Annotated in this window: 25 protein-coding genes and 3 pseudogenes; 12 read left to right on the forward strand and 16 right to left on the reverse strand. The window is 49.1% G+C overall.

Features of this window, described 5'->3' with window-relative positions; all coding sequences use genetic code 11:
* Window positions 1–301: 301 nt before the first annotated feature.
* Both M3650_RS05010 and trmL read right to left on the reverse strand, forming a co-directional pair.
* Window positions 302–550 carry an AbrB/MazE/SpoVT family DNA-binding domain-containing protein gene (locus tag M3650_RS05010; protein WP_019419284.1) on the reverse strand — a complete coding sequence of 83 codons (249 nt, stop codon included), beginning with the start codon at window positions 548–550 and terminating at the stop codon, window positions 302–304.
* A 333-nt stretch (window positions 551–883) separates the two neighbouring features.
* Window positions 884–1348, reverse strand: a complete 465-nt coding sequence (trmL, locus tag M3650_RS05015; protein ID WP_019419283.1) for a tRNA (uridine(34)/cytosine(34)/5-carboxymethylaminomethyluridine(34)-2'-O)-methyltransferase TrmL — start codon at window positions 1346–1348, stop codon at window positions 884–886.
* Between the two features lie 213 nt (window positions 1349–1561).
* Between trmL and M3650_RS05020 the strand changes: the two genes are divergently transcribed.
* From M3650_RS05020 to M3650_RS05035, 4 genes are all read left to right on the forward strand, one after another.
* Window positions 1562–2020, forward strand: coding sequence for a MarR family winged helix-turn-helix transcriptional regulator (locus M3650_RS05020; RefSeq protein ID WP_233699490.1), 459 nt, complete (start codon window positions 1562–1564; stop codon window positions 2018–2020).
* Complete coding sequence (locus M3650_RS05025) at window positions 2017–5178, forward strand: MMPL family transporter (protein WP_251572931.1); 3162 nt, start codon at window positions 2017–2019, stop codon at window positions 5176–5178. Before M3650_RS05020 ends, M3650_RS05025 begins: the two co-directional genes overlap by 4 nt.
* 319 nt (window positions 5179–5497) lie before the next feature.
* A complete protein-coding gene (locus M3650_RS05030; RefSeq protein WP_019419280.1) occupies window positions 5498–5860 on the forward strand; it encodes an HsmA family protein in 363 nt (120 codons plus the stop codon).
* A 129-nt stretch (window positions 5861–5989) separates the two neighbouring features.
* Window positions 5990–6700: a response regulator transcription factor gene (locus M3650_RS05035; protein WP_019419279.1), complete on the forward strand. Its 711-nt coding sequence runs from the start codon at window positions 5990–5992 to the stop codon at window positions 6698–6700.
* Here the strand turns inward: M3650_RS05035 and M3650_RS31795 are convergent.
* Window positions 6697–6822 (reverse strand): hypothetical protein, encoded by a 126-nt coding sequence (locus tag M3650_RS31795; RefSeq protein WP_019419278.1) that lies wholly within the window; start codon window positions 6820–6822, stop codon window positions 6697–6699. The genes M3650_RS05035 and M3650_RS31795 overlap by 4 nt on opposite strands.
* A gap of 252 nt (window positions 6823–7074) precedes the next feature.
* Between M3650_RS31795 and M3650_RS05040 the strand changes: the two genes are divergently transcribed.
* The 4 genes and pseudogenes from M3650_RS05040 (at window position 7075) to M3650_RS05050 (ending at window position 10035) form a co-directional block, all read left to right on the forward strand.
* Entirely contained in the window at window positions 7075–8337 is a 1263-nt protein-coding gene (locus M3650_RS05040) for a lytic polysaccharide monooxygenase (RefSeq protein WP_251572933.1), read from the forward strand.
* Window positions 8338–8442: 105 nt separating this feature from the next.
* Window positions 8443–9138 carry a helix-turn-helix domain-containing protein gene (locus M3650_RS05045; protein ID WP_251572935.1) on the forward strand — a complete coding sequence of 232 codons (696 nt, stop codon included), beginning with the start codon at window positions 8443–8445 and terminating at the stop codon, window positions 9136–9138.
* Between the two features lie 209 nt (window positions 9139–9347).
* Window positions 9348–9836: pseudogene (locus M3650_RS32515) on the forward strand (IS3 family transposase); the annotation flags it as partial.
* Complete coding sequence (locus M3650_RS05050; RefSeq protein ID WP_251572937.1) at window positions 9814–10035, forward strand: IS3 family transposase; 222 nt, start codon at window positions 9814–9816, stop codon at window positions 10033–10035. The pseudogene M3650_RS32515 and the gene M3650_RS05050, both read left to right, overlap by 23 nt.
* Before the next feature lie 135 nt (window positions 10036–10170).
* On the opposite strand, the gene M3650_RS05055 is transcribed toward M3650_RS05050, so the two are convergent.
* Window positions 10171–10974, reverse strand: a complete 804-nt coding sequence (locus M3650_RS05055; protein WP_251572939.1) for a hypothetical protein — start codon at window positions 10972–10974, stop codon at window positions 10171–10173.
* Between the two features lie 472 nt (window positions 10975–11446).
* Window positions 11447–12541 carry a 3-phosphoserine/phosphohydroxythreonine transaminase gene (gene serC, locus M3650_RS05060; protein ID WP_251572941.1) on the reverse strand — a complete coding sequence of 365 codons (1095 nt, stop codon included), beginning with the start codon at window positions 12539–12541 and terminating at the stop codon, window positions 11447–11449.
* A 611-nt stretch (window positions 12542–13152) separates the two neighbouring features.
* On the opposite strand from serC, the gene M3650_RS05065 reads away from it, so the two are divergent.
* Window positions 13153–13641: a hypothetical protein gene (locus M3650_RS05065; protein WP_251572943.1), complete on the forward strand. Its 489-nt coding sequence runs from the start codon at window positions 13153–13155 to the stop codon at window positions 13639–13641.
* Between the two features lie 92 nt (window positions 13642–13733).
* On the opposite strand, the gene M3650_RS05070 is transcribed toward M3650_RS05065, so the two are convergent.
* Genes M3650_RS05070 through M3650_RS05080 form a run of 3 tightly spaced genes read right to left on the reverse strand, consistent with a single transcriptional unit; the run spans window position 13734 to window position 19283 of the window.
* Entirely contained in the window at window positions 13734–15326 is a 1593-nt protein-coding gene (locus tag M3650_RS05070) for a SagB family peptide dehydrogenase (RefSeq protein ID WP_251572945.1), read from the reverse strand.
* 52 nt (window positions 15327–15378) lie between these two features.
* On the reverse strand, window positions 15379–17328 hold the full coding sequence (locus M3650_RS05075; RefSeq protein ID WP_251572947.1) for a TOMM precursor leader peptide-binding protein: 1950 nt from the start codon (window positions 17326–17328) through the stop codon (window positions 15379–15381).
* Window positions 17325–19283 carry a putative thiazole-containing bacteriocin maturation protein gene (locus M3650_RS05080; protein WP_285848318.1) on the reverse strand — a complete coding sequence of 653 codons (1959 nt, stop codon included), beginning with the start codon at window positions 19281–19283 and terminating at the stop codon, window positions 17325–17327. Before M3650_RS05080 ends, M3650_RS05075 begins: the two co-directional genes overlap by 4 nt.
* 101 nt (window positions 19284–19384) lie before the next feature.
* On the opposite strand from M3650_RS05080, the gene M3650_RS05085 reads away from it, so the two are divergent.
* The gene (locus M3650_RS05085) at window positions 19385–19636 is read left to right on the forward strand and encodes a hypothetical protein (RefSeq protein WP_251572949.1); all 252 of its coding nucleotides are present in this window, start codon (window positions 19385–19387) and stop codon (window positions 19634–19636) included.
* Between the two features lie 252 nt (window positions 19637–19888).
* On the opposite strand, the pseudogene M3650_RS05090 reads toward M3650_RS05085, so the two are convergent.
* The 4 genes and pseudogenes from M3650_RS05090 to M3650_RS05100 form a co-directional block, all read right to left on the reverse strand.
* Window positions 19889–20146: pseudogene (locus M3650_RS05090) on the reverse strand (group II intron reverse transcriptase/maturase); the annotation flags it as partial.
* 1069 nt (window positions 20147–21215) lie between these two features.
* Complete coding sequence (locus M3650_RS05095) at window positions 21216–21470, reverse strand: transposase family protein (RefSeq protein WP_251572952.1); 255 nt, start codon at window positions 21468–21470, stop codon at window positions 21216–21218.
* Complete coding sequence (locus M3650_RS32520; protein ID WP_369011092.1) at window positions 21458–21751, reverse strand: transposase family protein; 294 nt, start codon at window positions 21749–21751, stop codon at window positions 21458–21460. The genes M3650_RS05095 and M3650_RS32520 overlap by 13 nt, the downstream gene beginning before the upstream one ends.
* An 83-nt stretch (window positions 21752–21834) precedes the next feature.
* Window positions 21835–23013 carry a hypothetical protein gene (locus M3650_RS05100; protein ID WP_251572954.1) on the reverse strand — a complete coding sequence of 393 codons (1179 nt, stop codon included), beginning with the start codon at window positions 23011–23013 and terminating at the stop codon, window positions 21835–21837.
* Window positions 23014–23300: 287 nt separating this feature from the next.
* Between M3650_RS05100 and M3650_RS05105 the strand changes: the two genes are divergently transcribed.
* Window positions 23301–23639, forward strand: coding sequence for a transposase (locus tag M3650_RS05105; RefSeq protein ID WP_285848319.1), 339 nt, complete (start codon window positions 23301–23303; stop codon window positions 23637–23639).
* A gap of 242 nt (window positions 23640–23881) precedes the next feature.
* On the opposite strand, the gene M3650_RS05110 is transcribed toward M3650_RS05105, so the two are convergent.
* Window positions 23882–24643: a kanamycin nucleotidyltransferase C-terminal domain-containing protein gene (locus M3650_RS05110; protein ID WP_251572956.1), complete on the reverse strand. Its 762-nt coding sequence runs from the start codon at window positions 24641–24643 to the stop codon at window positions 23882–23884.
* Between the two features lie 145 nt (window positions 24644–24788).
* Here M3650_RS05110 and M3650_RS33105 point away from each other — a divergent pair.
* Window positions 24789–25034, forward strand: a pseudogene (locus tag M3650_RS33105) (helix-turn-helix domain-containing protein); the annotation flags it as partial.
* A 191-nt stretch (window positions 25035–25225) separates the two neighbouring features.
* Here the strand turns inward: M3650_RS33105 and M3650_RS05120 are convergent.
* The 3 genes from M3650_RS05120 to M3650_RS05130 all read right to left on the reverse strand — a co-directional run bounded on the left by M3650_RS05120 (window position 25226) and on the right by M3650_RS05130 (window position 26123).
* Window positions 25226–25384, reverse strand: a complete 159-nt coding sequence (locus M3650_RS05120) for a hypothetical protein (RefSeq protein ID WP_233698357.1) — start codon at window positions 25382–25384, stop codon at window positions 25226–25228.
* A gap of 161 nt (window positions 25385–25545) precedes the next feature.
* The gene (locus M3650_RS05125; protein WP_233698356.1) at window positions 25546–25731 is read right to left on the reverse strand and encodes a hypothetical protein; all 186 of its coding nucleotides are present in this window, start codon (window positions 25729–25731) and stop codon (window positions 25546–25548) included.
* Window positions 25732–25964: 233 nt separating this feature from the next.
* On the reverse strand, window positions 25965–26123 hold the full coding sequence (locus M3650_RS05130) for a hypothetical protein (protein WP_251572958.1): 159 nt from the start codon (window positions 26121–26123) through the stop codon (window positions 25965–25967).
* Window positions 26124–26314: the final 191 nt, after the last annotated feature.

Here is a 26314-nt window from a genome sequence, read left to right on the forward strand (position 1 = left end):
AACAAATGGTTTGTAAGACGAAGAAACTTCCCTGCTTGGGAAGTTTTTTTGTTGTGCGCATAGGACCGCAGACTGATACGGGAACTGGAAATCAGCACGAGGACGACCATGCCTGACAGCTGCTGCATAAGCTCGATAATGATGGATAGACGGTGTGACAGAAGCTAGCATTTATTGTCCGGAGGTCGAAAATAGACTGCGTTGGCACCGCCTATGTCTTCTAGCTGACGAAGTAAACGCATGTGTATCTGATAACAAAAAAAGAGGAGCACCACCGAATGAGGATGCTCCCTACTCTTTTTTATCGTGCTAAGTACATCATTTCATTCATGCATTGCGAACATATGTAGCGCTCTTTAAATTCGGACACACCATCCATTGAGCCGCAAAACACGCATTTAGGACGATAGCGTTCTAAAATAATATGATCGCCTTGCACTAAAATTTCGACTGGATCCCCCTCGTTCATCTGGTAACGCTTCCTCAGTGATTTAGGTAAAACAATGCGTCCCAATTGGTCAACTTTACGGACTACACCGGCAGGTTTCATCAGTTCCACCTCTCTTGTATTTCTATTCTCATGCTTACCCTTGAAAACTCTGCCACTACTACTTCTATGTACCTAGCAAAAATCCTGCTGAAATTTGTCAATTCGTTTCGTTTTTTATTATTTTTTGTAATTACGTATTAAGTAGCAAAAAAGGGCAGTGGCATCGAATCCGAACATCATTTACTTGTTTTATCGAATCTAGTATAAAATACCTAATCCTGCAAGCTGCATAGTAAAATAATCCGATAGCTTAGTGCGACCTTCATCGCAGGCCGACGTCCTTCCGCATGGGTTGAAAGATATCGTCATGCGGAAGGACAAGGTCCCGCTGATTTACTGTAGATTAGGATAATTAAGCTGCCGCAGCGCTTCGTATACGATAATCGCCGCCGAATTGGATAGATTGAGCGACCGCACTTTATCCGTCATCGGCATGCGCATGCACGTATCACGGTTCGCCTCGATAATTTCCGGGGGCAGCCCCTTCGTTTCTTTGCCGAACACGAAGAAATCGCCGTCACGGAACTGAAAGTCACTGTACCGTTTGTCTGCCTTCGTCGTGGCATAAAAAAAACGCGCATCCGCGTATTTGTCCTTCAACTCTTGGAACGAATCATGGTAATCGATCGTTACCGCGTACCAATAATCAAGACCGGCCCGTTTCAACGTGGCATCGTCCGTACGGAAGCCGAGCGGCCGGACCAAGTGCAGATGCGTTCCCGTTGCAGCGCACGTACGCGCGATATTTCCCGTGTTGGCTGGAATTTCCGGTTCCACGAGCACAATATGAAGAGCCATCTCCTGTTCACCTCACATTCTTCCTCATTATTATACACCATATGACAATGATCGCGTCTTTTTATCTTTACAGGAAGTCCGCTTTTGATCACGAAGCTTCCCAAGAGGTCAATCAACATCCGTCTGGATCGATTTGACAAAGGAGTTTGGCTCATTTTATGATAGTTCTATCATTGAATAGTTCGATTAGTGAACTATTTGGACAAAGAGGGGATGAGGAGCGTGAACCGGGATCCGAAGTCATTAATCAATCGATACATTAACGCCGAATTTACAGTCATGAAGCATTTGTTTAACGAGATTGGCGAGGCCATTCCAGAGCAATTAACGCCAGAGCAATTTCAAATTCTGTGCGTAATTCACCAACGCGGCAGTTGCACCTCCACCGATCTCGCCGACATTTTCAAGGTCGTGAAGAGCTCCATTACCGCCATCGTCACGCGCCTCGTGGACCGGGGCTTCATCGCGCGCACACGCGACGAAGAGGACCGGCGTCTCGTCGTGCTCTCCTTGACGGAGCTCGGGCGCAGCATCTACGAGCAAGCGGATCAAAAGGTGCAGGATATCGTGGCCTCCTACCTCGTTCATTTTGACGAGACGGAAGTAGAGACGTTCATCGGTACTTACGAGAAGTTGGCTCGCTTGATGTCGGAGGGGAGGTCGCGGGCATGAGAACGATATTAAAGGCAAGATGGGCCGTCATCTCGATCTGGATCGCAGCAGCCATCGTCTTGTTCATCGCAGCCCCTTCCCTAAGCGAGCTCGTCAAAGAAAAAGGCACGATCGCCGTTCCAGACGAATACCCATCAGCTCAGGCGCAGCACATACTCAATGAAGTATCTGCCGCCAACGGCAATGCGCATGAATCGCAGATCGCTCTCGTCTTTCATAATCCGAGTGGACTGACCGATAAGAATACGCAAGAGATTAAGCAAGCGATTCAAGATTTGACTCGTCGTAAAGACACGCTTCATATCGTCTCCATGCTTGATCCGTATGCACAGCCGGAGCTGACAGATAAGCTCATCTCGAAGGACGGCCAGACCGTGCTGACCTCGCTCAACGTCAACACGGAGAAGCTGAACACCGTGGACATTGGCGAGCAGATCTCGAACGAGTTGAAATCGATCTCCGTCGAGCATTACATGACAGGCCGGCACATGATCGACCACGATCAGATCGTCAGCTCGCAGGCAGGGCTGAAGAAGTCAGAAATCATTACCGTCATCTTTATTTTATTGATCTTGTTCGTCGTCTTCCGTTCGTTCGTCGCGGCTTTCATTCCGCTCTTGACGGTCGGGCTAAGCTACATTATCTCGCAGTCGATCGTCGCCTTTTTGGTGGATGGCGTGGATTTTCCGATCTCGACGTTTACGCAAATCTTCATGGTGGCCGTCTTATTCGGAATCGGGACGGACTACTGCATTCTTCTGATTAGCCGGTACAAAGAAGAGCTGGCCCATCACGACGACCCGTGGGACGCGATAGTGACGACCTACCGCACAGCCGGTAAGACCGTCTTGTTCTCGGGTATCGCCGTCCTCGTCGGCTTCTCAGTCATCGGACTGTCACAGTTCATTCTGTACCGCTCCGCTGTCGCCGTCGCCATCGGTATCGCCGTCATGCTGCTCGCGCTCTTAACCGTCGTACCATTCTTCATGGCGGTGCTCGGCAAGAAGCTGTTCTGGCCGGCCAAGAAGTCGATTGAGCATAAAGAAAGCCGCCTCTGGGGTGCGGTCGGTTCATTCTCCGTCCGCCGCCCGCTGGCCGCCTTCCTAATTGTGGCTGCTGTAATCGCTCCTTTCCTGTTTACGTATAGCGGTGATGTCTCGTTCAACAGCCTCGAGGAAATTGGCGATAGCTATGAATCTGTCAAGGCGTATAACATCATCTCGAAGAGCTTCGATCCGGGCGAATCGATGCCTGCCCAAGTCGTCATCCGAAGCGAGAGTCCGTTGAAGGATGCGGAATATATGGGCCTCACCGAGAAGATTAGCCGTGAAATTCTCAAGGTGGATGGCGTGTCCGGCGTACGCAGCTTGAGCCGTCCAGCAGGAGATGACATCGAAAACTTCCATGTTGCCGAACAGGTGAAGACGCTGGAGAGCGGCTTGACCGAGGGCAGCAAAGGGCTGCAGGATATACACAGCGGACTGTCTCAAGCGAGCAGCGAGTTGAGCAAGAACGAGCCCAAGCTGAAGGAAGCGGCTGCCAGCACCGGGCAGTTAAGCGAAGGGACCGCCCAGCTGAAGAGCGGAATTACGCAGTTGGGCAGCGGTCTTGGCCAAATTGAGCAAGGCATCAAGGACGGCTCGCTGGGGGCCGGCCAATTGAAAGCCGGATTGAAGCAGGCGAAGGATAGCGCGCAGCAATTGGAGCAAGCACATAAGCAGCTGCTGGCTACTTACCAGCAGATCGGCGGCGGTCTGGGCGAACTGGAATCCGGACTGGGCCAGATGAAGCAGCAAGTGGGCGGCATCGCGCAAGCGCTGCAGTCATTGAACACCCGCTTCGCCGGCTTGGAAGGCCGTTATCCAGAGCTCCTTCAGGATGAGGATTACTTAGCTGTCCGCAGTACGGTGATAGAGACAGGTCAAGGATCAGGCCAATTATCCGCCGCCCTGGGCGGGGTAGAGACGCAGCTCGCGCAGGTCAACGCCGGAATGAAGCAGGCGAACCAAGGCTACGAGCAAGCCGCAGCCGGCCAATCTGCACTGGCTAACGGTTTCGATGAGTTGATCGCCGGCATCGGCCAACTGGAGACTGGTCTTCAGCAAGCGGCCAACGGTCAAGGCCAGATTATTCGCAAGGTGCCGGCTATCATTAACGGGCTTGACCAACTGCAGCAGGGGCAGAAGCAAATTAGCAGCGGCTTCGCGCAGCTGAACGACCAGATCGGACAGCTTACGGACGGCCTCACGCAGAGCGCTGACGGCTTGTCGCAAATATCCGGCGGCTTGAAATCTGCCAACGATTACTTGAATCAAGTCGGCTCGTCGTCTGACAAGGAGCTGGGCGGCTGGTTCGTACCGGACGAAGTGTTGACGAACGAAGCGTTCCGTCAAGCACTCGACCTGTACCTGTCGGAAGACCGCCGCGTCATGACGCTGGATGTCGTATTCGCCGACAACCCGTACGGCACCCCTGCCATCGATCGGGTCTCTCAGGTGGACACGGCCGTCGAACGGGCCGTCAAGGGCACTGTGCTTCAGCAGGCTGACATTGCCATGGGCGGTGTGTCCAGCACCTTCGCTGACTTGAAGCAGATGTCCGGTGAAGATTACACACGGACGGTCGTCTATATGCTAATCGGCATTCTGCTCATACTCATCATTCTGTTCCGTTCCATTGTCATGCCGCTGTATATCATTGCATCGCTCTTGCTGACGTTCTTCACGTCAATGAGCGTGACGGAGCTAGTATTCGTCGATATACTGGGCTATTCCGGCGTCACTTGGGCGACTCCGTTCTTCGGCTTCGTTATGCTGATGGCGCTCGGGGTCGACTACAGCATCTTCTTGATGGAACGGTTCAACGAGAACAAGCATCTCGACGTGCAGGACGCTATTCTGTTCGCGATGCGGAACATGGGAACGGTCATTATCTCTGCCGTCATCATTCTTGGCGGCACGTTCGCCTCGTTTTACCCGTCAGGCGTGCTGTCGATGATGCAGATCGCTACCGTCGTGCTGTCGGGTCTTCTACTGTACACGTTTCTGCTGCTCCCATTCTTCGTGCCGGTCATGGTCAAAACATTTGGCGCTGCCAACTGGTGGCCGTTCGGCGTAAAGCGTGAAGCAGAGCAGAAAAGAGATAGCTTAAGCGCATAGCTCATATTGGCATAACGCTGTAGACATCATGCCCCGGTATAATGATATTCTAACCAAGCCTGTTGGGAAACGCCCAGCAGGCTCTTTTGTTCAAATATCCGAAAGGCCGCGGTTTCTAGACGCCACATTCCTTTCAATGCTGCGAGCGCCATACACGTCGTTACAAGCTCTATTACTCTCTCACTCTCATGAACCGAAAGCTTGTAATCTTCCATTCATATTCGATTCATAAAACCGATCTATGATTAGACTATAGGGCACACCGTTATGGGATGAACAGATGCCGCTAACCAATTACACAACTGGGAGTGAGACACACATGCTGGCATTGGCAGTCATATTTATTAATTTGGCGCTCGTTTTTTACACAATTGGGGTATGGGGAGAAAAACGTGCGGGCGCTTTGCAACATAAACATCTCTTCTTCTTCCTGCTCGGTCTTGTCTGCGATACAACCGGCACCTCGTTGATGAGCCTTCTCGCTGGGGACGGCGGAAATCCGCTGCATGCGCTAACCGGACTTGCAGCCCTTATTTTGATGCTCGTTCATGCGGTATGGGCCGCTCTTGTCAAATGGAAAGGCAGCGCGGCTTCGCAGCGCCGGTTCCATAAGTTCAGCTTGACCGTATGGGGGCTGTGGCTCGTTCCATACCTTATCGGCGTTGTCATGAGCATGACGTAATTCCACTTTTTTTACATCCAGTTTACGTTTGCTTAATATGGCGCTGACGAAAGCCCTTCATAATAGTGATAGACGGTCGTGAGGACATGACTCCGACACTGAAATCATTGAACTGCGGGAGGGACTGCTATGAAATCAAAAATATTAGTTGTTGATGACGAACCATCCATCTCTACCCTCATTGAATATAATTTGAAATTGGCTGGCTATGATGTGTTATGCGTATACGATGGAGAAGCGGTATTCGACGTGCTGTCAACCTTCCGTCCGGACCTCATCATTCTGGACCGCATGCTGCCGAAGAGCGACGGGCTGGAAGTGTGCCGCAAGCTGCGCGAGCTGAACAACATGGTTCCTATTATTATGCTGACGGCGATGCAGGAAGTAGGCGACAAAATACACGGTCTCGATAATGGAGCCGATGATTATATGACAAAGCCTTTTTCTCCGCAGGAGCTCATTTCCCGAATTCAGGCGGTGATGCGGCGCATTCGTTCCTTGCCGCTCTCCGACGACGGCCGCGTGTTCGAGATCGGCTGCTTGACCGTCATGGCCGATCAACGGGAAGTGGAGCTGAGTGGCCGCAAGGTAGAGCTTACTCCGAAGGAATTCGAGCTGCTCGTCTTCCTCTGCCGGCATCGCGGCAAAGTGCTCAGCCGCCAGCAGCTGCTGCATGGCGTGTGGGATTATCATTTTCTTGGCGATACGCGCATCGTCGATGTTCATATCAGCCACCTGCGCGATAAAATCGAGAAGAACGCGCGCAGCCCTGAATATATTATGACAATCCGCAACGTCGGCTATAAGCTGACGGAGCCGTCCCGGCGCATTCTGGCTTAGTGCCAGCGCGGGATTTCAATTGAATGTCCCTCATTTCCGATATATTCCCCGCCTGTTTCCCCGAGCAGGCGGGGAATTTGTTGTTCATGTACGGCGGATTCCAGCTCCACACCCTCATCCAACGCATTTAGTCACCTCATTTAACGGGATAATACAAATACTGGATATCTAGTTCGTATCGACAAAGGCTTCCCGAATCTTTAGGCTATTTGCCATATTGCCTCTATTTCTTCTGCATCCTTCCTCTCAGCCTAGCACTTGAGATCTATTCAAAAAAATAGGAATATACGTTCATATGAATTGATACTAATAGGATGCTTAAATTTAAGCGCTTATCTTTATAATGATAGAGAATACACAACAAGGAGGCAGAAATGGTGACACAACCACGTATTTGGAATCATCTAATCTCGAGAGTATCTCCCCTGTTTGCAGCTTTTGGGCTCATGACGCTCGGCCTGGCTTGCACGCTGATCTTTGCGGAAAGCGCTTCGGCTCATGGCTACATCGAGTCTCCGGCCAGCCGCGCCGTATTGTGCAAGCAAGGATTAAACAAGGACTGCGGACAGGTGCAATATGAGCCGCAAAGCGTAGAAGGAAAGGGTTCCTTCCCGCAAGGCGGCCCCGCGGATGGCCAAATCGCCGGCGGCGGCGTATTTGCGGAGCTCAATGAACAGACTGTCGATCGCTGGCACAAAGTCGCGCTTCAGGGCGGCAAAAACACGTTCAAGTGGCATTTGACTGCGCCGCACGCGACGGCCAAATGGAACTACTATATCACGAAGAAGGATTGGGACCCGAACAAGCCATTGACCCGCGCCGACCTTGAGCAGGTGCCATTCTGCTCCATCGACGACGGCGGCAAGAGACCGCCGAACAGCGTGACGCATGAATGCAGCGTGCCGACCGATCGCAGCGGGTATCATCTAATTCTCGGCGTCTGGGAAATCGCGGATACCGGCAATGCGTTCTACCAAGTCATCGATGTCAATCTGGTGAACGACGGTACGGGCGAACAAGCCCCTACTGCCCCTGGCAACGTCGCGTCTCCATCCCAAACCCAAACATCGGTCGCAATTAACTGGTCAGCAGCTACAGCACCGAACGGAATCAAAGCATATGAAGTGCACCGCAACGGAGTCTTGATTGGAACCACGACCCAGACTTCTTACGAAGATGCGGGGTTGACGCCGAATACGTCCTATACGTATACGGTTCGCGCCGTGGACAGCGCCGACAACAAGTCGCCGTTCTCCGCGCCGCTTACAGTCAGCACGATAGACGACGGCGATGGCGGCGGTGATGGCGGTGATGGCGGTGACGGCGGTGACGGCGGTGACGGCGGAAATCCGCCGCTTCCGGGCACGTCTGCTTGGGAAGCAAGCAAAGTATATAACCGCGGTGACCGGGTCGAATATAAGGGCTTAGAGTATGAAGCGTTATATTGGACACAGAACAACGAGCCAGATGTGTCGGATGCATGGAAGCTGGTCAGCGACGTCGTCTTGGATTGGAACAAAGACAAAGCCTATACAGGCGGAGACCAGGTCAAGCATAATGGCGCCGTCTATAGTGCGCGTTGGTGGACGCGGGGCGAAGAGCCTGGCCGCGCCGACGTGTGGAAGGCCGCACAATAAGGCAGCAATCGAAAGAGCCCATTCAAGGTGATTGATATGCTCCCATCATAGTAGACAGTAGAAAAAACAAAAACTTCTACTTCTTCGATGATGGGAGTTTTTATGATGTCCAAGAAGAGTCCAATTTCTTTAGAGGTAAAGTTACGTGTCGTGGAACGGTGCCTTCAGAATGAAACAAGCCCAAATTATGAAGCGAAACGGTTGGGAATCGATAAAAGCACGGTTACGGATTGGGTAAGGAAATATAAAGCAGACGGTCGTGAAGGATTAAAGAAATCTAGAGGATGGAAGCCGTACTCCGAAGAGTTAAAATTAGCTGCAATTACGGATGTCCTATCCGGCAATGGTTCCATACGAGAGGCGACAAAGAAGCATCATATTTCGAGCAAAAGTGTTTTGACGAGATGGATTTCCAAGTATACTAATGGGATAGAAATGAAACCTACTCGTAAAGGAAAAGGAAAAGGAAAATCCCAAATGAACAAAGGACGTAAAACCACTTTTGAAGAACGTATTGAAATCGCGCAATATACGATCGCGAATGACTTAGATTATCAGAAAGCCATCGAGATATATGATGTTTCTTATCAACAGGTGTACGCATGGGTTCGTAAATATAAATCTGGCGGTGAGGAAGCCCTCAAGGACCATCGCGGTCGTAATAAGCCTGTGGAAGAGTTAGATGATCATGAACGACTTAAGCTTCGGATTAAAGAACTGGAAGCACGAAATGAGTATTTAGAAATGGAGAACGCCCTCGCAAAAAAGTTGGCAGAGATCAGGCGGCGAAATACACGCTAACCTTAGTTCGACATGCAGACTTATATCAAGCTATTCAAGAACTGAACTTTGAGAAAGGCTATGCTATTACGAAGCTGTGTAAGCTCGCCGGAGTCGCCAGGTCTGCCTATTATAAATGGCTGAGATGGAAACCATCCACCAGAGAACTTGAAATTCTTTCGCTGGCCAAGGAAGTGAAACTTCGCTATGACTAGCGGAAGGGGGTACTTGGCTATCGTCAGATCCGTACACAATTGAATCGAAAACTCAAAAAGAATTACAACAAAAAGCGTTATTATCGAATCATGCGTGCTCTTGGATTGAAGGCTGTGATTCGTAAGAAACGGCCAAACTACGTGAAAGCTTCCGAAATACATGTGGCTGAAAATGTGATGAACCGTGAATTTCAAGCGGATTCTCCTAATTCGAAGTGGTGTACGGACGTCACAGAATTGAAGTACGGGAACGGTCGTAAAGCCTATCTGAGCGCTATTGTTGATGTATACGATAACTCCATAGTTTCTTGGGTGTTAAGCCACTCCAACAATAATAAACTCGTCATGGATACCGTGAAGAAGGCTTACAGGAGGAACCCGGGAGTGACCCCACTTCTCCATAGTGACAGAGGTTTTCAATATACTTCGTATAAATACAATCGACTTCAGATGAAATACGGATTTATTAAAAGTATGTCTCGTGTGGGCCGATGCCCTGGATAACCAACCCATTGAACGATTTTGGGGTACATTTAAGGCAGAAAGCTTTTATCTGACGAAACACGATACCTATGAAGACGTCCTCAAAGACGTAAGAAATTATATTCGTTACTATAACAATTACCGCTATACAGAGCGTTTAAATGACTTGTCTCCTAACGAATATCGAAAACAAGCTGCAGAAAATGAGAGCAGAAAATAAAACCCTCAGCTCTGTTAAATTGAACTGAGGGAACTAACTATTTTTGTTTTTTTACACTGTCTACTTGACAGGGGGCACTTCAATGCTTTGAGTGGGCTCTTTTTTTCTAGTGAATGCAGTTTGATAATTCGTGTTTCACTGGAACGATTCGTATTTCATTATTTTCTTTTCATTTCGCTTGATTCTTCCCGTTGCATAAAGAATTACTACCTGAACAATCGTCATCAGGAAGAATATTTCATTAATAAAAATAGCAACAACAGGACATAACGAAATGATCAATAGCAATATAATATATTTGTTTTGAAGCTTTAATTTATTTGTTATCAACTCTTTTAAAAACCAAAATAATAATAAGGCCCCCAACACAATTGAGAAAGTGCCGCACATATAGTTAAACCTTTCAAACCACGAATCCGAACGCAGCCAATAATAAAGGGAGAAAAATGAAATACATACGACAAATAATAAAAACAAAATTGGTTTTGCTGGCTTTGCTAGCTTCCTCATAAATTTGTCAATTTCATCTGATTTATTTTCTGATTGGCGAGCGGTATTGTTCTGTCTCAATTCTTTTATCTCAAGTTCTATAAAAACAAGCAGCAGCTTTAATCTGTTCTCATCATAATCCTTAAAATAATCAACAATCACGTTCCTTATTTTATCTGAGACAACTGGCGCTGAATTTCCGATCATCTCAAACAGTTTCATTTCACTTTCTTTGGACTTTGTCTTGATAAATAAGGATATTGTGCTTTCCAGTCCGCCATAGATTTGCAACTTCTTATTGATTTCATCTCGCTCTAACTTGTTTTCGGCTTGTATTATATTTTTACTCTCATTATATAGCCATACAAGAGCAGAAATAATAAAGGTTATTATTAAAGAGAACACTGGATTTGCTTTAGTATAGGTATATAATTCATTAATGAGACTCATGGCTCTCCTTACGTCCCTTTATTTCTGTATGTACCTATTAGGATATGCACGGCATTCCTTCCTGCCCTTAGGCACATACACCTACTTCATTATATCAGAGAATACAAAATTTAGGATGTTATATGCACCTCGTTCACTATTTATTTGTTAGTCAAACGGCCTTGTTCGAAGGATGTTCCATTGGAAATGGTACAGTAAAATGTCCGATTTGAGCGGTTGAACGGCATTTGGCTGTATTTTGTCCAGTAGATCCGGCAGTTTTCGGAGATTGGTGCGGAAAGAGTGACAAAACACTGTATGAATTCCAATGTAACCTACTGTTAAGAGGTATGAGCTGCTGTTTCATTGCACAAAATCCAATGCAGGTTGAGACAAAGGGGAAATACTTACCCTTTTATTGAAAAAAATATCTACTAAAATAAAAAATACCCCGCAAGAAAACCTTGCAGGGCACATACCAATTTACCAATCATTATCCGTTCTTCTGTAGGAATTGCTTCATGAACTGGGCCAACGCCTCGCAGCTCGCATACGGTACAGCATTGTAGATGGAAGCGCGCAAGCCTCCGACGCTGCGGTGTCCCTTCAGGCCGACGAAGCCTGCTTCCCCGGCTTCCTTGATGAACGCCTTCTCCAGCTCCTCATCCGCTAGACGGAAGGTGACATTCATGATGGAACGGCTGTCGCGCGCTGCGCAGCCCCGGTAGAAATCCCCGCTGTTATCAATGGTGCCGTACAACAGCTCGGCTTTCGCTTGATTATCCCGCTCGACCTGTTCCAAGCCCCCGCGCTCCTTCAACCATTGCAGCACGAGATTGACCATATATACGGAGAAGGAAGGCGGCGTATTGTATAGTGAATTGTTTTTATGATGGATGCTATAACGAAGCATGGATGGAATCGTCTTAGGGCTGTTCGCAAGCAGTTCTTCCTTCGCGATGACGACTGTGACGCCTGATGGGCCCAGGTTCTTCTGCGCGCCCGCGTAAATCATGCCGAACTTCGACACGTCCACCGGACGGCAGAGGATGTCGCTCGACATATCGGCAATCAGAGGCACGTCCACCGTATCTGGATAAGTCGCGAACTGTGTCCCCTCAATCGTTTCATTGGAGGTGATGTGAACATATGCAGCGTTCTCCGGCGCAACAATCTCCTCCGGTGTCGGCATACGCATGAATCGGTCGGATTCGGTAGAGGCAATTACTTGTGTCTCACCGATAAGCTCCGCTTCCTTCACGGCCTTGCTCGCCCAGCTCCCTGTATTGACGTATGCGCCAACCTTGCCGCCTGCCAGCAAGTTCATCGGCACCATGGCGAACTGCGTACTCGCCCCGCCCTGCAGGAACAACACGTCGTAGCCTTCAGGAATGTGGAGCAATTCCTTCAATAATTGCTTCGCTTCATTGTGAACCTGTTCGTAGACGGCGCCGCGGTGCGACATTTCCATAATGGACATGCCCTCGCCCCGGAAGTCTACGAATTCGGACTGGGCCCGCTCCAATACTTCCAGCGGCAGTGCAGCCGGACCGGCATTAAAGTTGTACGCGCGTTGATGTTGTTCCATCGGTTTCTCCCACCTTCGTATTCTTGTCTATCGAATATTTTATCGATAATCATAGCAGCAATTGGTTCCCGCTTCAAGGAGGTAACGCAAAAAAGCCTGCTCTCCCCTGCATCCCCTGTCGCGTTTCCAATACGGAAATCTCCGTTAGTGCATGCAGAGCAGCATCTAGTAAATACCGAATTTAGACCAAATGCCCCCATTAACCGTGAGCGAGCTGCCAAAATGTTAATTAAAACAATAACAAAGCATTTTTCTTCACTTCCAAAAAAATCGAAAGACACATCTTTTTCAGTTCAAAATAAAATGGCACCTTTGGCAACTAAAGCCGGGACGTCCACTTGAGAACGGAGGCAGCGTTCTCTACCCCCTGGTGCAAGCTAGGAGGCCCAACGATTGGGCAGTCTCGGTGGATGTTGCGCAGACGACGTAACGGCAGTCCGTTTCGTTCCCGGCTTCCCCTCCTCTTGGGGCAGCTGCCCATTTTATAGGGTCAAGTGCCCTTTTCCCAATCTCAGCATATTGTAAATTATGCCAAGCGAAGGCTTCCAAAGCGAGTTGTGCCAGAAGAGGATTCACGATGGAATGCCCCTCAAAAGATTAGGAGGAAAACCATGATACACCATCAACCTTCCGTTCAGAACCCGGCCGGCTTGCAGGGTTCCGATACGTCCGAGCAAGCACGCGAGCAGCAATCGAATAATCAAATTAGTCATCGCGATAACGTGTTTCACGAGTCCCATTCTACCTGGTACCATATTCCTCATCATCATGAACACCATCCCGGGATGTGTCATCCTTGGGGGGGCGAACAGCAAGCCGTAATGGCTCATCCCTGGGAGAACGTGCACTTTCCTGCGATGGTTCAGCCCCTGGAGCATGTGCACCCCGATATGGTTCACCCCTGGGAGCATGCTCACTATCAGTCCATGATCCATCCCTTCATGCACCATCCATGGGATCCGCATATGGTTGACCACCTTCATCCTTATCCGTCTTCAGGGTGGGATTGCTACTCGGTCGATTACCATCATGATTGGTTCCATCCATGGGACCATCCCCACGCGCATGGCCATCATTCGTGGGATAACCATCATTGGTAAGAGAAGTCCAGTCTCCCTTTCTTGAAAGAGCGGGTTTCATCGCTGACGACATGACCGTTCGCGTCAATGTCGTTAGCGATGATTTTTTTATTTTAACGGCTCAAACTGCCCGCCAACCGCAATCGTTGACGATAGGGACCGACCGGTATAAAAATCAGCCCCGTGTCATCCCGGGAAGCCATCCGATAAAGCGCATCGCTGGAATTGGCGTCAAACGCGAGAAGCGGACGCCCCCCCATCCCGAGGGCGGATGCCGCCAGCAATAATCGGTGCACGAGCATCCCGGCTTCCATTTGCTGTATGCGGTATCCCCGCTTGCCGAGCTGCGATTGAAAGAAATTCCTCTTCCCTGCCACATGAAAGCCGAGCGGCACTTGAAACAAATTGATATTGGGAAGCGACATTCCCTCCTGCATCCGTTGCCGGTGATCTCCAAGACAAACCGACTGCAGCGCATGCGCGGCGCCATCGTACCGATAGGCGCCATCCGGAACGTCTTCGACCCCGTAGAAGCAGCCATAAAGGCATACACGGGGTTCCGACCGCTCCTGCTGGCCATCCAGGTCGTTGCGATACGTGAAGGAAGCCGTCGCTTCCCGAAGCAGAGCGGCAAGCTGGGAGAGACCGATCGGCTTCCAGACAAATTCCGTCTCGGGCGAGAACCGTTTGCGGGAAACCGCAGCCAAATCATACGACAAGCGGTCGACAGGCGGCAGAGGCAGTGCGAGCGCTTGATCCGGAATTGCTTGCTCATCCTTCCGGATCTGTCGAAACAATCGCGCCGAATCCAGTCGGGACGCTTCGCTCATCCGGAGCAGCATCGGATAATCTGCGATCCTCCGCGATCTGACATAGTGATCATGCCTTACTGGCGACAACTCCCGGCACAGCTCGGAGGCGGAAAGCGTGTCCTCCTCCTCGTTCCCGCTTTCCCCCCACCGGATCGCAGGTTCCGTCGATAACGGGATTACCGCATACACGCTCTCCTCCCGTTCCGATAGTCCGAGCAGATGATTGACGGCTTGATCGAGAAATTGAAAATGCACGCCAGACGAAAATCCGAATCGTTTCGCGATTTCGAGCAGCTGTCCGATCAACACGCCGGCGTCCAGTCCCTGCAGCCGGTAGGCAAAATTATTGTATTTGTAAAAATTTTTCCAGTAAACCGTAGATACGAACGCGGCTCCGAAGCAACCGTTCGCGTCGCAGCGGTTCCCGAGCGACCTCGCTAAATAATCGTCGTAATTTCCTTCACGCAGCAACGCCAACCGATGATGCGCCGCATCGTAATGGTATACGCCGGCAGGCAATTCGCCAAGCTTCAGATAGAGGTACAGTTCGCTCGGATATAGCCCGCCTCCGGAAGGAACGAAGCGCCGGCACATCTGCAAGACGCCTCCTAATTCTTCCGATGTATCCCGTTCCATGACAGATTGGGTCAATTGCGCAAGCCCGAATACATAGTAGAGGAAATGTCCGATATCGCGAAGGCTAGGCACACCGGTCGTATCTCTGCCTTCGAGCGTTGCCGGCACTTCCCTGGATAGCGGAAACATCGGCAAGCCGCGATAAAGCTTGTAAGGAAGCGGCGCGTCATCCCAATCCGTCTCCCAATCCAAGGGCTTGACCTTATCAGGATCATATTGCAAACGGTGAAGAAAAACATCCAGATTCATCAGACTCATCGCTTTCCTCCTTAGCTTCAACCGCGCCGCCCCATAGCCGTATTTATCGTATTTATGGGAACGGGTGCGGATATGGATTAAGCTGCTCGGGCGACAAGGGCTCCAGCGAATAAGACAGCTCCGCAGGGACCCTGAGCACTCTATCCAGTCCCGTCAAACGGATGAGATGCTGCCCGAACGTCATCGGCAGCATGCCGGGAATGAGCACTTTCACGCAATGCAGTCCGTTGCGACGCGTCTCCGGAGTCGTCTGGTCGACCACGATAACTTCAAGATTCAATTGGCGAAAAACATGCAGCATGGCCTTCAGATCATCGGTCAGATCGGCGTTCCAGCCCCTCGGTTCAAACGCTTCGGCGAACGTTTGCATCGGACGATCGTCATTCAGCAGAAAATCGAGCCGTTCCTCCGCCTGTTTCAACCCGTACAGCATGGAGTGGTCCTCCATCTGAACAACCTGGTACGGATCGAGAAGCATCCGTTCATACTGCTGACGGTTTTCCTCGAATTTCTCGCTGACCGTGAGCAGCATGCCCGCCACCTCGTGGATCGCGCTCTTTGCCGCGCGGATCGGATCTGGATGGGCGCCCGCCGCGCAAATGAGGTTCACGCCCCGCTCTTTCTTGTTTTTCGCGAGCACCCACACGCTCGGTATGCCGTGCTCCATTGTCGATTTATATAAATGCACGTCATAGCCCGCCACGGCCTCCAAACGATCTGTCATCCATCTCAATTCCCGGTCCTGGACCGAACGGTGGTCCAGGCGCGGCAGGGGCAGTCGCGCATACCAGGTCATGAGGAAGGAGTCGCGCTCCACCACTTCCAGCATCCCGTAGAAGATCGCTTCCTCCAGACTGCCGCCCAGCGCGCAGCCATTGGACGTTTCGTAGACGAATCCGTGACCGCAGCCCGAACTGTAATAAGCCAGCAGCTCCGGTACGAGAATCGGACGCTGCTGCAGAAACGAATAGCCCCATACCCAATCGATCGGCCGCTCGGGATCGAATGGCTTGAACGGGAAGTCGGAGCGTTCATACTGTTCCTTCGCATGGACGCCTACGCGGAGAGGATCGAGCGCCTGGTCCTGCACATTGCAGAAACTGTCATGAACGACGGATCGTTTGCCGCGGGGCGACAGACCGCAATAACGCTCCAGTCCCTCCAGGATGGCCGTCATTTCGCTATCCGCATAGGAGTGGGTCCGACCTGCGCAAGCCTCATCTCCGCCAAACAAGGGCAAATTGATGCTCGCATCGGCGAAAGGGGACACAAGGTCAACCATTTTCCCGTTCAGAAAACCGGTCCTGGCATCCAGGTATTCTTTGGCCAAAACATCCTTCAGCTCATCCATCGAACGGCTGCGATACGTTTCGGCGCTGATTTTCAGACTTGGCTGCAGCGCAACGCGGGCCGTCTCCGCATCGTCTTCCGGCAATCGGCCGCAGATCGGACATAGCGGATCGGGCAGGAAGAAGTGCGACGAGCTTTTCATCGTACGCAGATCGATCAAGTACATCCGGCTTTCCGTCTCCGGCTGCCCGCTCTCCAGCATCTTCACGGCTTCTGCCGCAACAAGGCGCGCCACCTGCAATAATCCCGTGCGAGACGCCCAAGCGTCCCGGGCGATTCCCCCATGCGACGCCAGCTTCTGCTGCAGGTCCCACGATTCCCTGCGGTCACTTCCCGCCAGCAGGAGCCGGGTATCCGCGCATTGCGAGCATCCTTGACCCTCCGGACGAACCATCGGACCGACAATCCCCTCTCCGAATGCAACAAAGCCGCGCAGCCAGGGCGTTCCCGACTGTCGGAACCGATCCTCCGCCGCAGGATGAACGGAAGGATCCCAAGCATCGTTCAACACCAGCGCCAAGTCTCCCGTTGCCGCCTCTCCGGATTCCATGCTCTTCTGCCGGACCAGCCGATAGCGGTCATCGGCAGACAATTGCTTAATTACCAAATCCGCGAGCTGTCCTTCCCCGATGACCGTCACGATCGCGCTCAATGCGTCTCCTCCTCTCGCAGCGACACGCCAAACACGCCTGCCAGCTCTTCTTGCATAAACGGTTCTGTCGACAAATCAACGACCGCGATCCGCTTACGGTTCCATTGCAGGATCTGCCGGACGGACTGCAGCATCATGCCGTATTCCGACTCATCGAAGCCGGGGATCGTCAGACTCTGCGGCAAGGCATCTTCCACCTTGACCGAAGAGCGCTCCAGGATTTGGCCTTGGATGTCCGCCGCATCGTTTTGGGTTTTCATCAGCGCCTGTCGGAGCGCTTCTCGCAGCGCCATCGTGCGGTTGACTCCGACTCCGCCGTACCAGTACCCGTTCGTACCGACCCAGACGACCGGGAAACCCGCCGCTTCTTGCCCCAGTCCGATTACCGGGGCGTCCCGCATCGTAGTCAATGCGCGCAAGCAATAGCGGCAAATATCGTCCTCAACCTTGCTTAGCTTGATTCGATAAACGGAGGGCAGGCTGGATTCGGAACGACTTTTCAGCTCCTCGAACAGACATTTCCGCAGTCCGCGGAAGACCGCTTCCGCTACTGTCTCTCCCGCTCCGATCCCTACATATTCATGTGGCTGCGACTCGAGCGGGCTTGCGGAATCCGGCTGCACAGGTCTGGCCGCCTTCAGAACCCCGGCCAGTCGCGACACGTACGACTCGATGCCGGCCAAGCCCGCTTCCTTCCTTGCTTCATGGTGCGTCATTCCCGAACAGACGATCTGCGGCAGCAGCTCGGCGGGGCCTTCCGACAGCGGGTCGACTGCCTGGACGCGACACTGCGAGAGTGGAAGCTGCTTCGAGTCCCCTTCCTCCCAACGGTGAAGAATGCCGGTCTTCGCCGAAGTCAAGCGATTGAAATAGGTGAGGAGACGGTCTGCTTCCTGCCGCTCCGTACGTTGATCGATCGGAAGGTCGAACGGATCCGTAGGCTCGGCCGGATGAAGACCCCTGACCAGCGGATGGGGAAGTAACGAATGCCACTCGCCTTCTAATGTTTCCGGATTCAGCAGAAACAGCTTTCTGTTCAATTCCGAAGCCGTCGTCCCCGTAACGGTCTTAAGCCATTCGAATACGACCACATTCGCGAGCATGGCTTCCGGCGTAGTAGAGACGGCGGTCGGCCGATCCGCATCGCCAAGGGCGGTTCGGTGAATCCTGCGCCATGCGGATTCGAAGCAGACGTCCGAATCCGGGTGCACCAACGGCCCTGCTATGCCCGCCTGTCGCAAGTAGATGGCAGGCAGCAGCAGCTTCTTCGCGTCCCTGCAGGCCGCGTGCAGCGCTCTAAGCTCTCTGGGATCGTCATCCTGAGCTACGTAGAGGACGGAATCCGCCAGCCGCACGACTTCCGGCCAATCGAGGAAGCCGTCATTCGACGGGAAGATCTCCTCGACCTCGATCTCGCTGTCCGATAGACGTGCGGTCGCCGTCAGCTCGGAGATCCGCTGGCGATCCGTGGTCGCCTGGTTCGTGATCAGCATACGAAACCGGGGCAATCCGGATTCCAACAAGGCCGCAACGAGCGAGACAAATATCGGACCGGAACCGACCGCAATCGGATTAGCCTGGCGATAGGTTTGAAAGCGGTGAGCGCCCGAACCGCCCAAGCTGTCCAGAAATTCGATCTGTGCGGCATATTTCCGTTCTACCGCTTCCGGGAGGCCGTGCGGGCGGTCTTGGCTGGTATCCCGGACAAAGCCATTATTGAGCAGTACTTCCGCGATTTCATAAACCCGTACCCTGTACGGTTCCGGCAGCCCGTCCGTCAGATCCGCCATGGAATAATCCCCGCTAAACATGGGCATCAATTTTTCGATCCACCGATCGACCATGTCGCCTTCCATTCGGAACGAACCCGTATTGTTGCGAAAGTAGACGCCTCCATTCGAATCGGGGAGAAAGAACGTATCCCCTTTCACTTTCAGACGCATAGAAGGATTCAAGTTTTTATTCCTCCTTAAGGTTTTGCCGGAGGCAAAACCGCATTGTACGCAGGTCTTCGGTTTTCCCTCATTTTTAAGTTATGTAGAGCATTTTGTCCGTCATGCCTGAAACTAAAAAAGGAACAGCCCCTGCAGGCATCTGCAGGGGCATACCGTTTTGCGAATCGCCAAGCGAGCTTTTCGGTACTCAGCGGCAGCGAGCGCAGCTTCCGCAACGTGCGCAGTTACTGCAGCGGGCGCAATTGAAGCAGTTACTGCAGCGGGCACAGTTGAAGCAGTTGCTGCATGAACAAAACCCGACGCAAAAAAAGCAAATGCCAACACATAAGCGGGAATCCCCCGGACCACTCTGATTTTGCCCCGACGTAGGCGCCATCCCCGTCGAATTGAACTGGCCGACATTCAAGTTTTGCAGATCCTTCTGGAAATTGTTCATTTTTTTATACCCTCCGTATCATTCATTTCACTGTACTGCATGGGACAATCGTTATACGAGAATGTTTAGATCTGGGTCCGACCGGCATGCTGCCCATCCCCCTTCTCGACTAGATATTTTATGAAATTGGATCCGCTAGTGTTCCTATGACATCCGTCTACCAAAAAACGGTTACGGTAGGGATCCCTAATAACCGAACTCCACCATGAGGTTTCGGGATTTCGATCCTTCGGACTGGGCTTGGTTCATGGTTCATGGTTCATAGGTCCCCTCTTCGATCTCTTACCGAATCTAGGGCCAGTTTTGTACGAGGTGTTCACGTAAGTTTTTTTACGAACATGCCATCTACGCCGTGGCTTCCTTTATTCACTTCGACTCGTTTTAATGCCGATAGAAGGTTTTCCCGTGAAAGTAATTCCTGAATCATCCTTCCTACCTCTCCTTGCGTGAATTGTTCCTCTCTTTGTTACGTGGATAAGCTCTGCCCTCTCCAACTATCTGCTCCATTTACTCTCGTACCCCTTTGGCAGTATGGGCTTTGGTTTGTTTGGAAAACTCCTCCAACGTACGCTAGCCTTCTATGAAGTTCGTGTCCCTCACATCGGAGATTTTCCGCCGGCTTCCTTCAGATTTCATCTCGCGATGAACACCCTTGCCTTAAGCTATGGCTACTACTGCCTTTACCACTCGGGACTTCAACCCTTGAGATAGCGCTCATGCTGGGCGCACTAAAAAGAACCAAGCAAAAGGCTTCTGCATGGTTCGAAATTTTCTTATATGCGGCTGGGTTGGAGAACCCGATTGAGAAATTGATTCATCAAAGAGATCAGGATGAGAGGATCGTCCAACATTTTCCCTAATTCCTGAATCCGACCTTATTATAAACACGCATAGCATCATCAGGCTCAGGATCTAGGTGAAGACTCTCCTCTAAGCAAGATGGTAACTTTGTGTCAATAACATTGATATTATTTAATTCCATTTGTTGCATGTAATCAAAAATAACATATAATATATTTAATGGCAATCAATTGAGCGGCAGCGTCAAACTTTACTCTTACTACATTTAAATCAATTAATCCAGAGCATAAACAACTCCATTAGGCTTAAAATCCTTTCTTTTTCATAACATTTAAATAAACTGAAAGGAGATAAAACATGGACGTTGCTGTAGCCCTAGTGACAATCGGTATTATACTTTTCACTTCATTGTTTGTTTTTTTGGTCATTCTTTTAAAAAGGCTGCTTACTAAAAATAAAAAAGTTGAATAAGTATAGATTAAAACAAGGCAAGATCTTTATCTTCCCTTGTTTATTTGTTTAGTTCCAGTACAATGTCATTTTTCCATTATTGTCAACTTGAGTATACATTATCCCATTACTTTCGAAAAAAATAATCCATTGATTATCAAATATTTTCATATGAACTGACGTATTTACCCTAAAATTTTCAGGCTCTTCGCTCTACTGGATGGGTAAAAGCATAGTTGCTAGTTTCATAACCCTTCCGCCATTAAGAGAATTTCAGAACTTGCAATTCGTTTCACCTTAGACAAATCCAGATCGGCCATCGCCTTGTTGACGTAGTGATGAAAAATACGCCACATTCTCGTATCATGCTCTCTGAGCTCGCGGGCTGCTGCATTGACTGGCATCTCAGCCATCAACCACATCGCCCACGCTTCAAATAGCAGTGTGAAATGTGACAACGGTCGAGCCCATTTCACTGGCACTTGAGTTACTTGGTACATGATTGGCATTTCACTCGTGGCAATCTGGCATGCATGTAGGTTTTCCAATTCCAGAAGTCCAGGTGACGCCATTGCTTCTTTTCGGTATCATATGCCTTGGAAGCATTTCCGCACAAGGGACATGCGAATGTAGTTCCTCGCTCGAAGTCAATGTGCAGATGCCAAGCTTGAGCGTAGTCATCAAATTCAATATGTGTGAGTTTCCAAGGGTCTTCTAACTGCAAAGCTATGTTGAACATATTCATGATCAGTTGGTCATTACTACTTATCGAACTCCACATCAGTTATCATCCCGCCCTATTAATTGTCTTAATGAGCAGTATCGACAACATTTCTATTAAGCTGATAGTGTTGCGTGAGCTCCTCAAGGCTGCAATATTTTAAAGTCATACAAGTTAACCGAATTATTCCCTAATTTTTTTTTCAGGTCAGGAAGGATAATCGTGCTTTCGACAGTACCCTGGAGGTTATATTTTTCAATGTGATGTGAAGACGTTTTGTCATTATAGCGGAAGAAATACAAGTAGTCCTTATGGAAGTAGACCATTTCATCTTGAAGGCGGGATTGACGTGTGTACTCGTTGAGATGGAACTTTTTCATCAGCTTCTTTGTAGTTAAGTTGAAGGCATATACGTCGCCATACCCATCAACAAAGTAAACTTGTCCATCTTTTACATAAATGCTTTCTTTGTTGAAGAAATAATAATGCGAATTACTACGGTCGTATTGTACCAAGGGGTGTTTTTTTAAAGGGGTTTTATTGTCCTTGTCGATTTGTATCAGATTTAATTCGACTTTAGCTCCAACTAAGTCTGCATATATACCCACCATGTCATTGCTATATGGTATCAGCTTAGTAAACATAAATCTTCCATCCGTCTTCACTTGTTCAAGAAATGTCTTTGTCATAATCAACTTATCGTTCTCTAAGGACAGCTTATGAAAACTTTTTTTGTTACCATCTTCAGTTTCAGACGAAATGAAATAAATGCTGCTGCCGTCATCTCCCGATACTTCAATATATTCATTAATATCTTTACAGTAGTTATTCGTTTGGTCACCCCATCTTATTTTGGAAATGTAATGCTTCCTATCACTGCTAAAACTTTGGTTATAAATAGAATAAAACGTATTCAGATTATTCAATTGTCCAGAAGATTGTCCATAACCAGCGTAAACCTTACAATCTTCTTCAAATGATGTTGACTTAATCAAGTCGCTATCTTGTTTTATGGAAAGAAGCTCATTTTTCTGATTAAGGAGTAGTGCCCCCTTATAAGGAATGATCGAGTTTAACTCCAATCCCCGCTTCTTTATTGTCATATGCTTCCCTTGTTGATCGATGAGGAACAAGTAACTTAATCCATCGCCTATTTTTTCATTTGGAAGATCGGTGGAATAATAAATAGCAGCTACCGGTTCAATCTTAGAATTTGTTTCATCAGTCTTGGAACTGCTGCACCCTGCAATAATAAGAACCAAAGTGACAAATAATAAGCATGCTCTACTAATTAAGGGTTTATTATCATTAAGTAGATTCATTTAATATCTCCCATTACAAAAGTATAGAGATTAACCTCTTGATCTTCTGATATCTATTAATCATTTGGATTACTGGGCAATACACTCAATGCTTTCCTTAAGTTCCATGAGTTTTTTTAGTTACGCCTTTTTAAGCTTTGAATCCCGAATGTCCCTTAGGTACACACCGAACCCGCCGTCTTTATCGATATCGATACTAGCTTTTTCCTTGAAGGCACACCATACTAGTTGAGAGCAGTTGAAAGAACTTCCATCACATGAACGATTATTAAAGAAATTATTCCGATTTGATTCAGGTAACAGCCGAACCAATTGCGCAGATGTATAAAGCTTGTTGGCAGGTGGAGGTCTTTTTTCGATGGATCAAGCAACATTTGAACGTGCCGACTCTATTGGGTACGTCAGAAAATGCCGTCTATGGTCAATTGTACACGGCCCTCATGGTGTATGTATTGTTAAAATCGCTGTATGATGCAACAAGTTCAATCCTTTCACGACATGTGGCACTGTCATTCGCACGTTTTACACGTTTGCTTGATCTTGGGCAACTGCCAGTCGAATGGCGGTTAAGTCTTTTTCACATTCTTCAAACGGATGGCCAGAACAAGCTCTTTTTCATTACATAATTTGGTTAATCGCCAGGCGTGGTTTAATTGATAACACATCTCAATTACGAAGAGCCGTATATGTTCTTGTCATTTCCGGCTAACGATACAAGTTCTTGTCTTTCGTTATGGACAAGAACTTATATCGTTAAAATATATAAGCCGCAATTTACGCGGCACCAATGCGATATATAGGAGAAAGTCGGTTATGTTTTGAAGGAATTCACCCGTCGTGACTAGGTCGCCATTGCAACAAAAGCAGCTTAAAAAGGAAATTCCTTCACCTTATAATCAATCCCCATCTTCTCATACCATTCATTCAATCCAGTCCACAGACATTCACACCGCTTATAAACCACCTCTGTATCATGTAGCTGGCCGCGCATCATCAATTCTACGAGCTCATCGTATCCAGACGGTCTGGACGGCATCCGCAGGGATTCTTCATATGTTTGGGCTCTCGTGTTGTAGAAGGTTCGGTTGGCAAGTCCAATCAGCTTGGCGGTCTGCCAAGCCAGGTCTTTTGCTCCAAGAGGCAGGTAGCTGTCATTTCCCGCAATTTTATTGTTGCGTATTTTGCCCATGGTTTCGTAAGGCTCCCAAATCATGAACTCTCTCATAGTTTCCCGGATCGCCTCTTTGGAAATCTGTTTTGACAAAGCACGGATCTGGTCCAGCAATCCGGTCGGGTCATAAATCGCTTCCAAATGAGTATATACTCCGGCTTTAATGGCCCAGGAATCGTCTACGGTAGTGGCGCATTGCCAAACTTCTTGCTTTTGGTTCATACTGATTTCAATTTTGAATGGGAGATATATAAATTCATAATCAGGTAGGGATATCCCATCCTTCGTGACCACGAGAAGTTCGATATCGGAATACGGACCGTCAATCCCCTGAGCAATCGAGCCGTACAGTCCGATCGCCAGAATGGTTTCGCCATGCTGTTGAAGGAGCCGATCTTTAATTTGGCCGATGATATGTATTTTTTCTTCTCTAGTTGTGGCAGCCGGGTAAGTTAACATAAACAAATACTCTCCTTTAAGACTTTCAATAATTTTAGTATGACGGATTGTCAAGCCAAGTGCGACACCTAGAAAAAAGAAAACCCATGTTGGTTTCGTGTAAAATGGAAGTTACCACACCACCATAGATACAGGAGAACCCAGCATGAGCTATTCCCATCTTAGCATAATTGATCGTGGACAACTAGAGATATTAAATAGACTAGGTTGGTCTGCAAGAGCCATTGCTCGCCATTTAGGCCGTCACCATTCCACCATCGCTCGTGAGATCAAGCGTGGGTTCGTGAATCAGACTTACAAAGCGAAGTCCTCCCATCAAGCTAGTCAGGATCGTAGAAGAGAGAGCAAGCCCAGAGGGAAGTTCTCTTCGCAACTGGCGGAAGAACTGCAGACAGACAACTCATTCAGTCTGGGGCTAGTTAATTTTCCGCGGTTGCCGTTTCTATCGCCGGATTGCTTGCTGCTGCCCTTGCGGCAGCATTCATGGAGCCTAACAAGACGACGACGCTTAGAAAAGTAATCGTACTTTCACCCATGTATTCATATGTTCTTCTCTTCTCATCTGTCTGCTCTTTACTAATACTAGCCAGGATAAGGACCATAATACAAACCAACAGGCGCATAGCCTTGTGCCTTCGCCACTTCATCTCCAAACCTGTAGCCGCTCATATCTGCGAACCCCTTCTTTTGCAGCGCAGTCTCCATTACTTTGATCGAATAGGCAAGATCATCTTCATCCAAAGAAGTTACCCACAGTCCTAGGCTGTGGACAGTAGAATAACGATGCCCGATACGACTGGAATAGAATCTATTTTTTGACTGCCGTTTGCGCCAGCTTGATCAGATCTTCCTTCGTCAATGGATTGCCCGGATTGGTTGAAATCGCAAATTCCTTGCCCTGTTCAATCCAACTTAGCGAGTTTTTTTATCACTGCATCTCTGAGATTGGGATGGAGATTCGGATTTTTCTTTTCCGCCTCCTGAGCAGTTTTACAGACATATCCTTTTGGTTTCTTCTTTTTCTCATCAAGAGAATAACTTGCGATTGTGATATAGTCTTTTCCGTTTTTGTAAGTCAACGTAATCAAGTTCGTATCTCTTCCACTCAAGCTTCTTTGAATGGATCTTTTTGCCCAGCTTTTTGGCCTCGGCTTTCATTGCCGCTGCATATTCATTGAGGTACGGCCCCATAATAAAAGCCTCTTCAAAAGTATAGCCTTCCGGCAGGTCAGCAGGCCGCTGCGCTGCTATATACGAGGTACATATCTTGCGGATTTTTTTCTAGCCGTTTGTCGAGTCTAGCGAACTCTTCTTTTTCTAGTTATTCCCCTTCACTTTCAGCCTTTGGTTTAGCGGCCGCCGTCTTCAAGGCGTTGTCGCTTACAGCATGAGCTGGCGCCGCCCCCGCCGCGAGGTTCATGGAACCGAGCAATAGAATGCTGCTTAGTATCGCAATTGCTAATTTCGTTGTCGTTTTCATTTCAAATCGCTCCTTTTTGTTCCATTATGTAATATGCCCCATTTATACAACAATTTCCACCATTCGATTTGTAACATGACTTTCAATCTTTTAAAAAAACACAAAACAACCCTCAGGTTTGACATTCTGTCCTGCGTCTTCCCTGAGGGTTTCGTCGATATCGAATCAGCTTCGGTTCGCCACTATGAAAT

The sequence above is a fragment of the Paenibacillus sp. MER TA 81-3 genome (genome assembly GCF_023713585.1).
GTDB classification, from domain to species: Bacteria; Bacillota; Bacilli; order Paenibacillales; family Paenibacillaceae; genus Paenibacillus_B; species Paenibacillus_B profundus.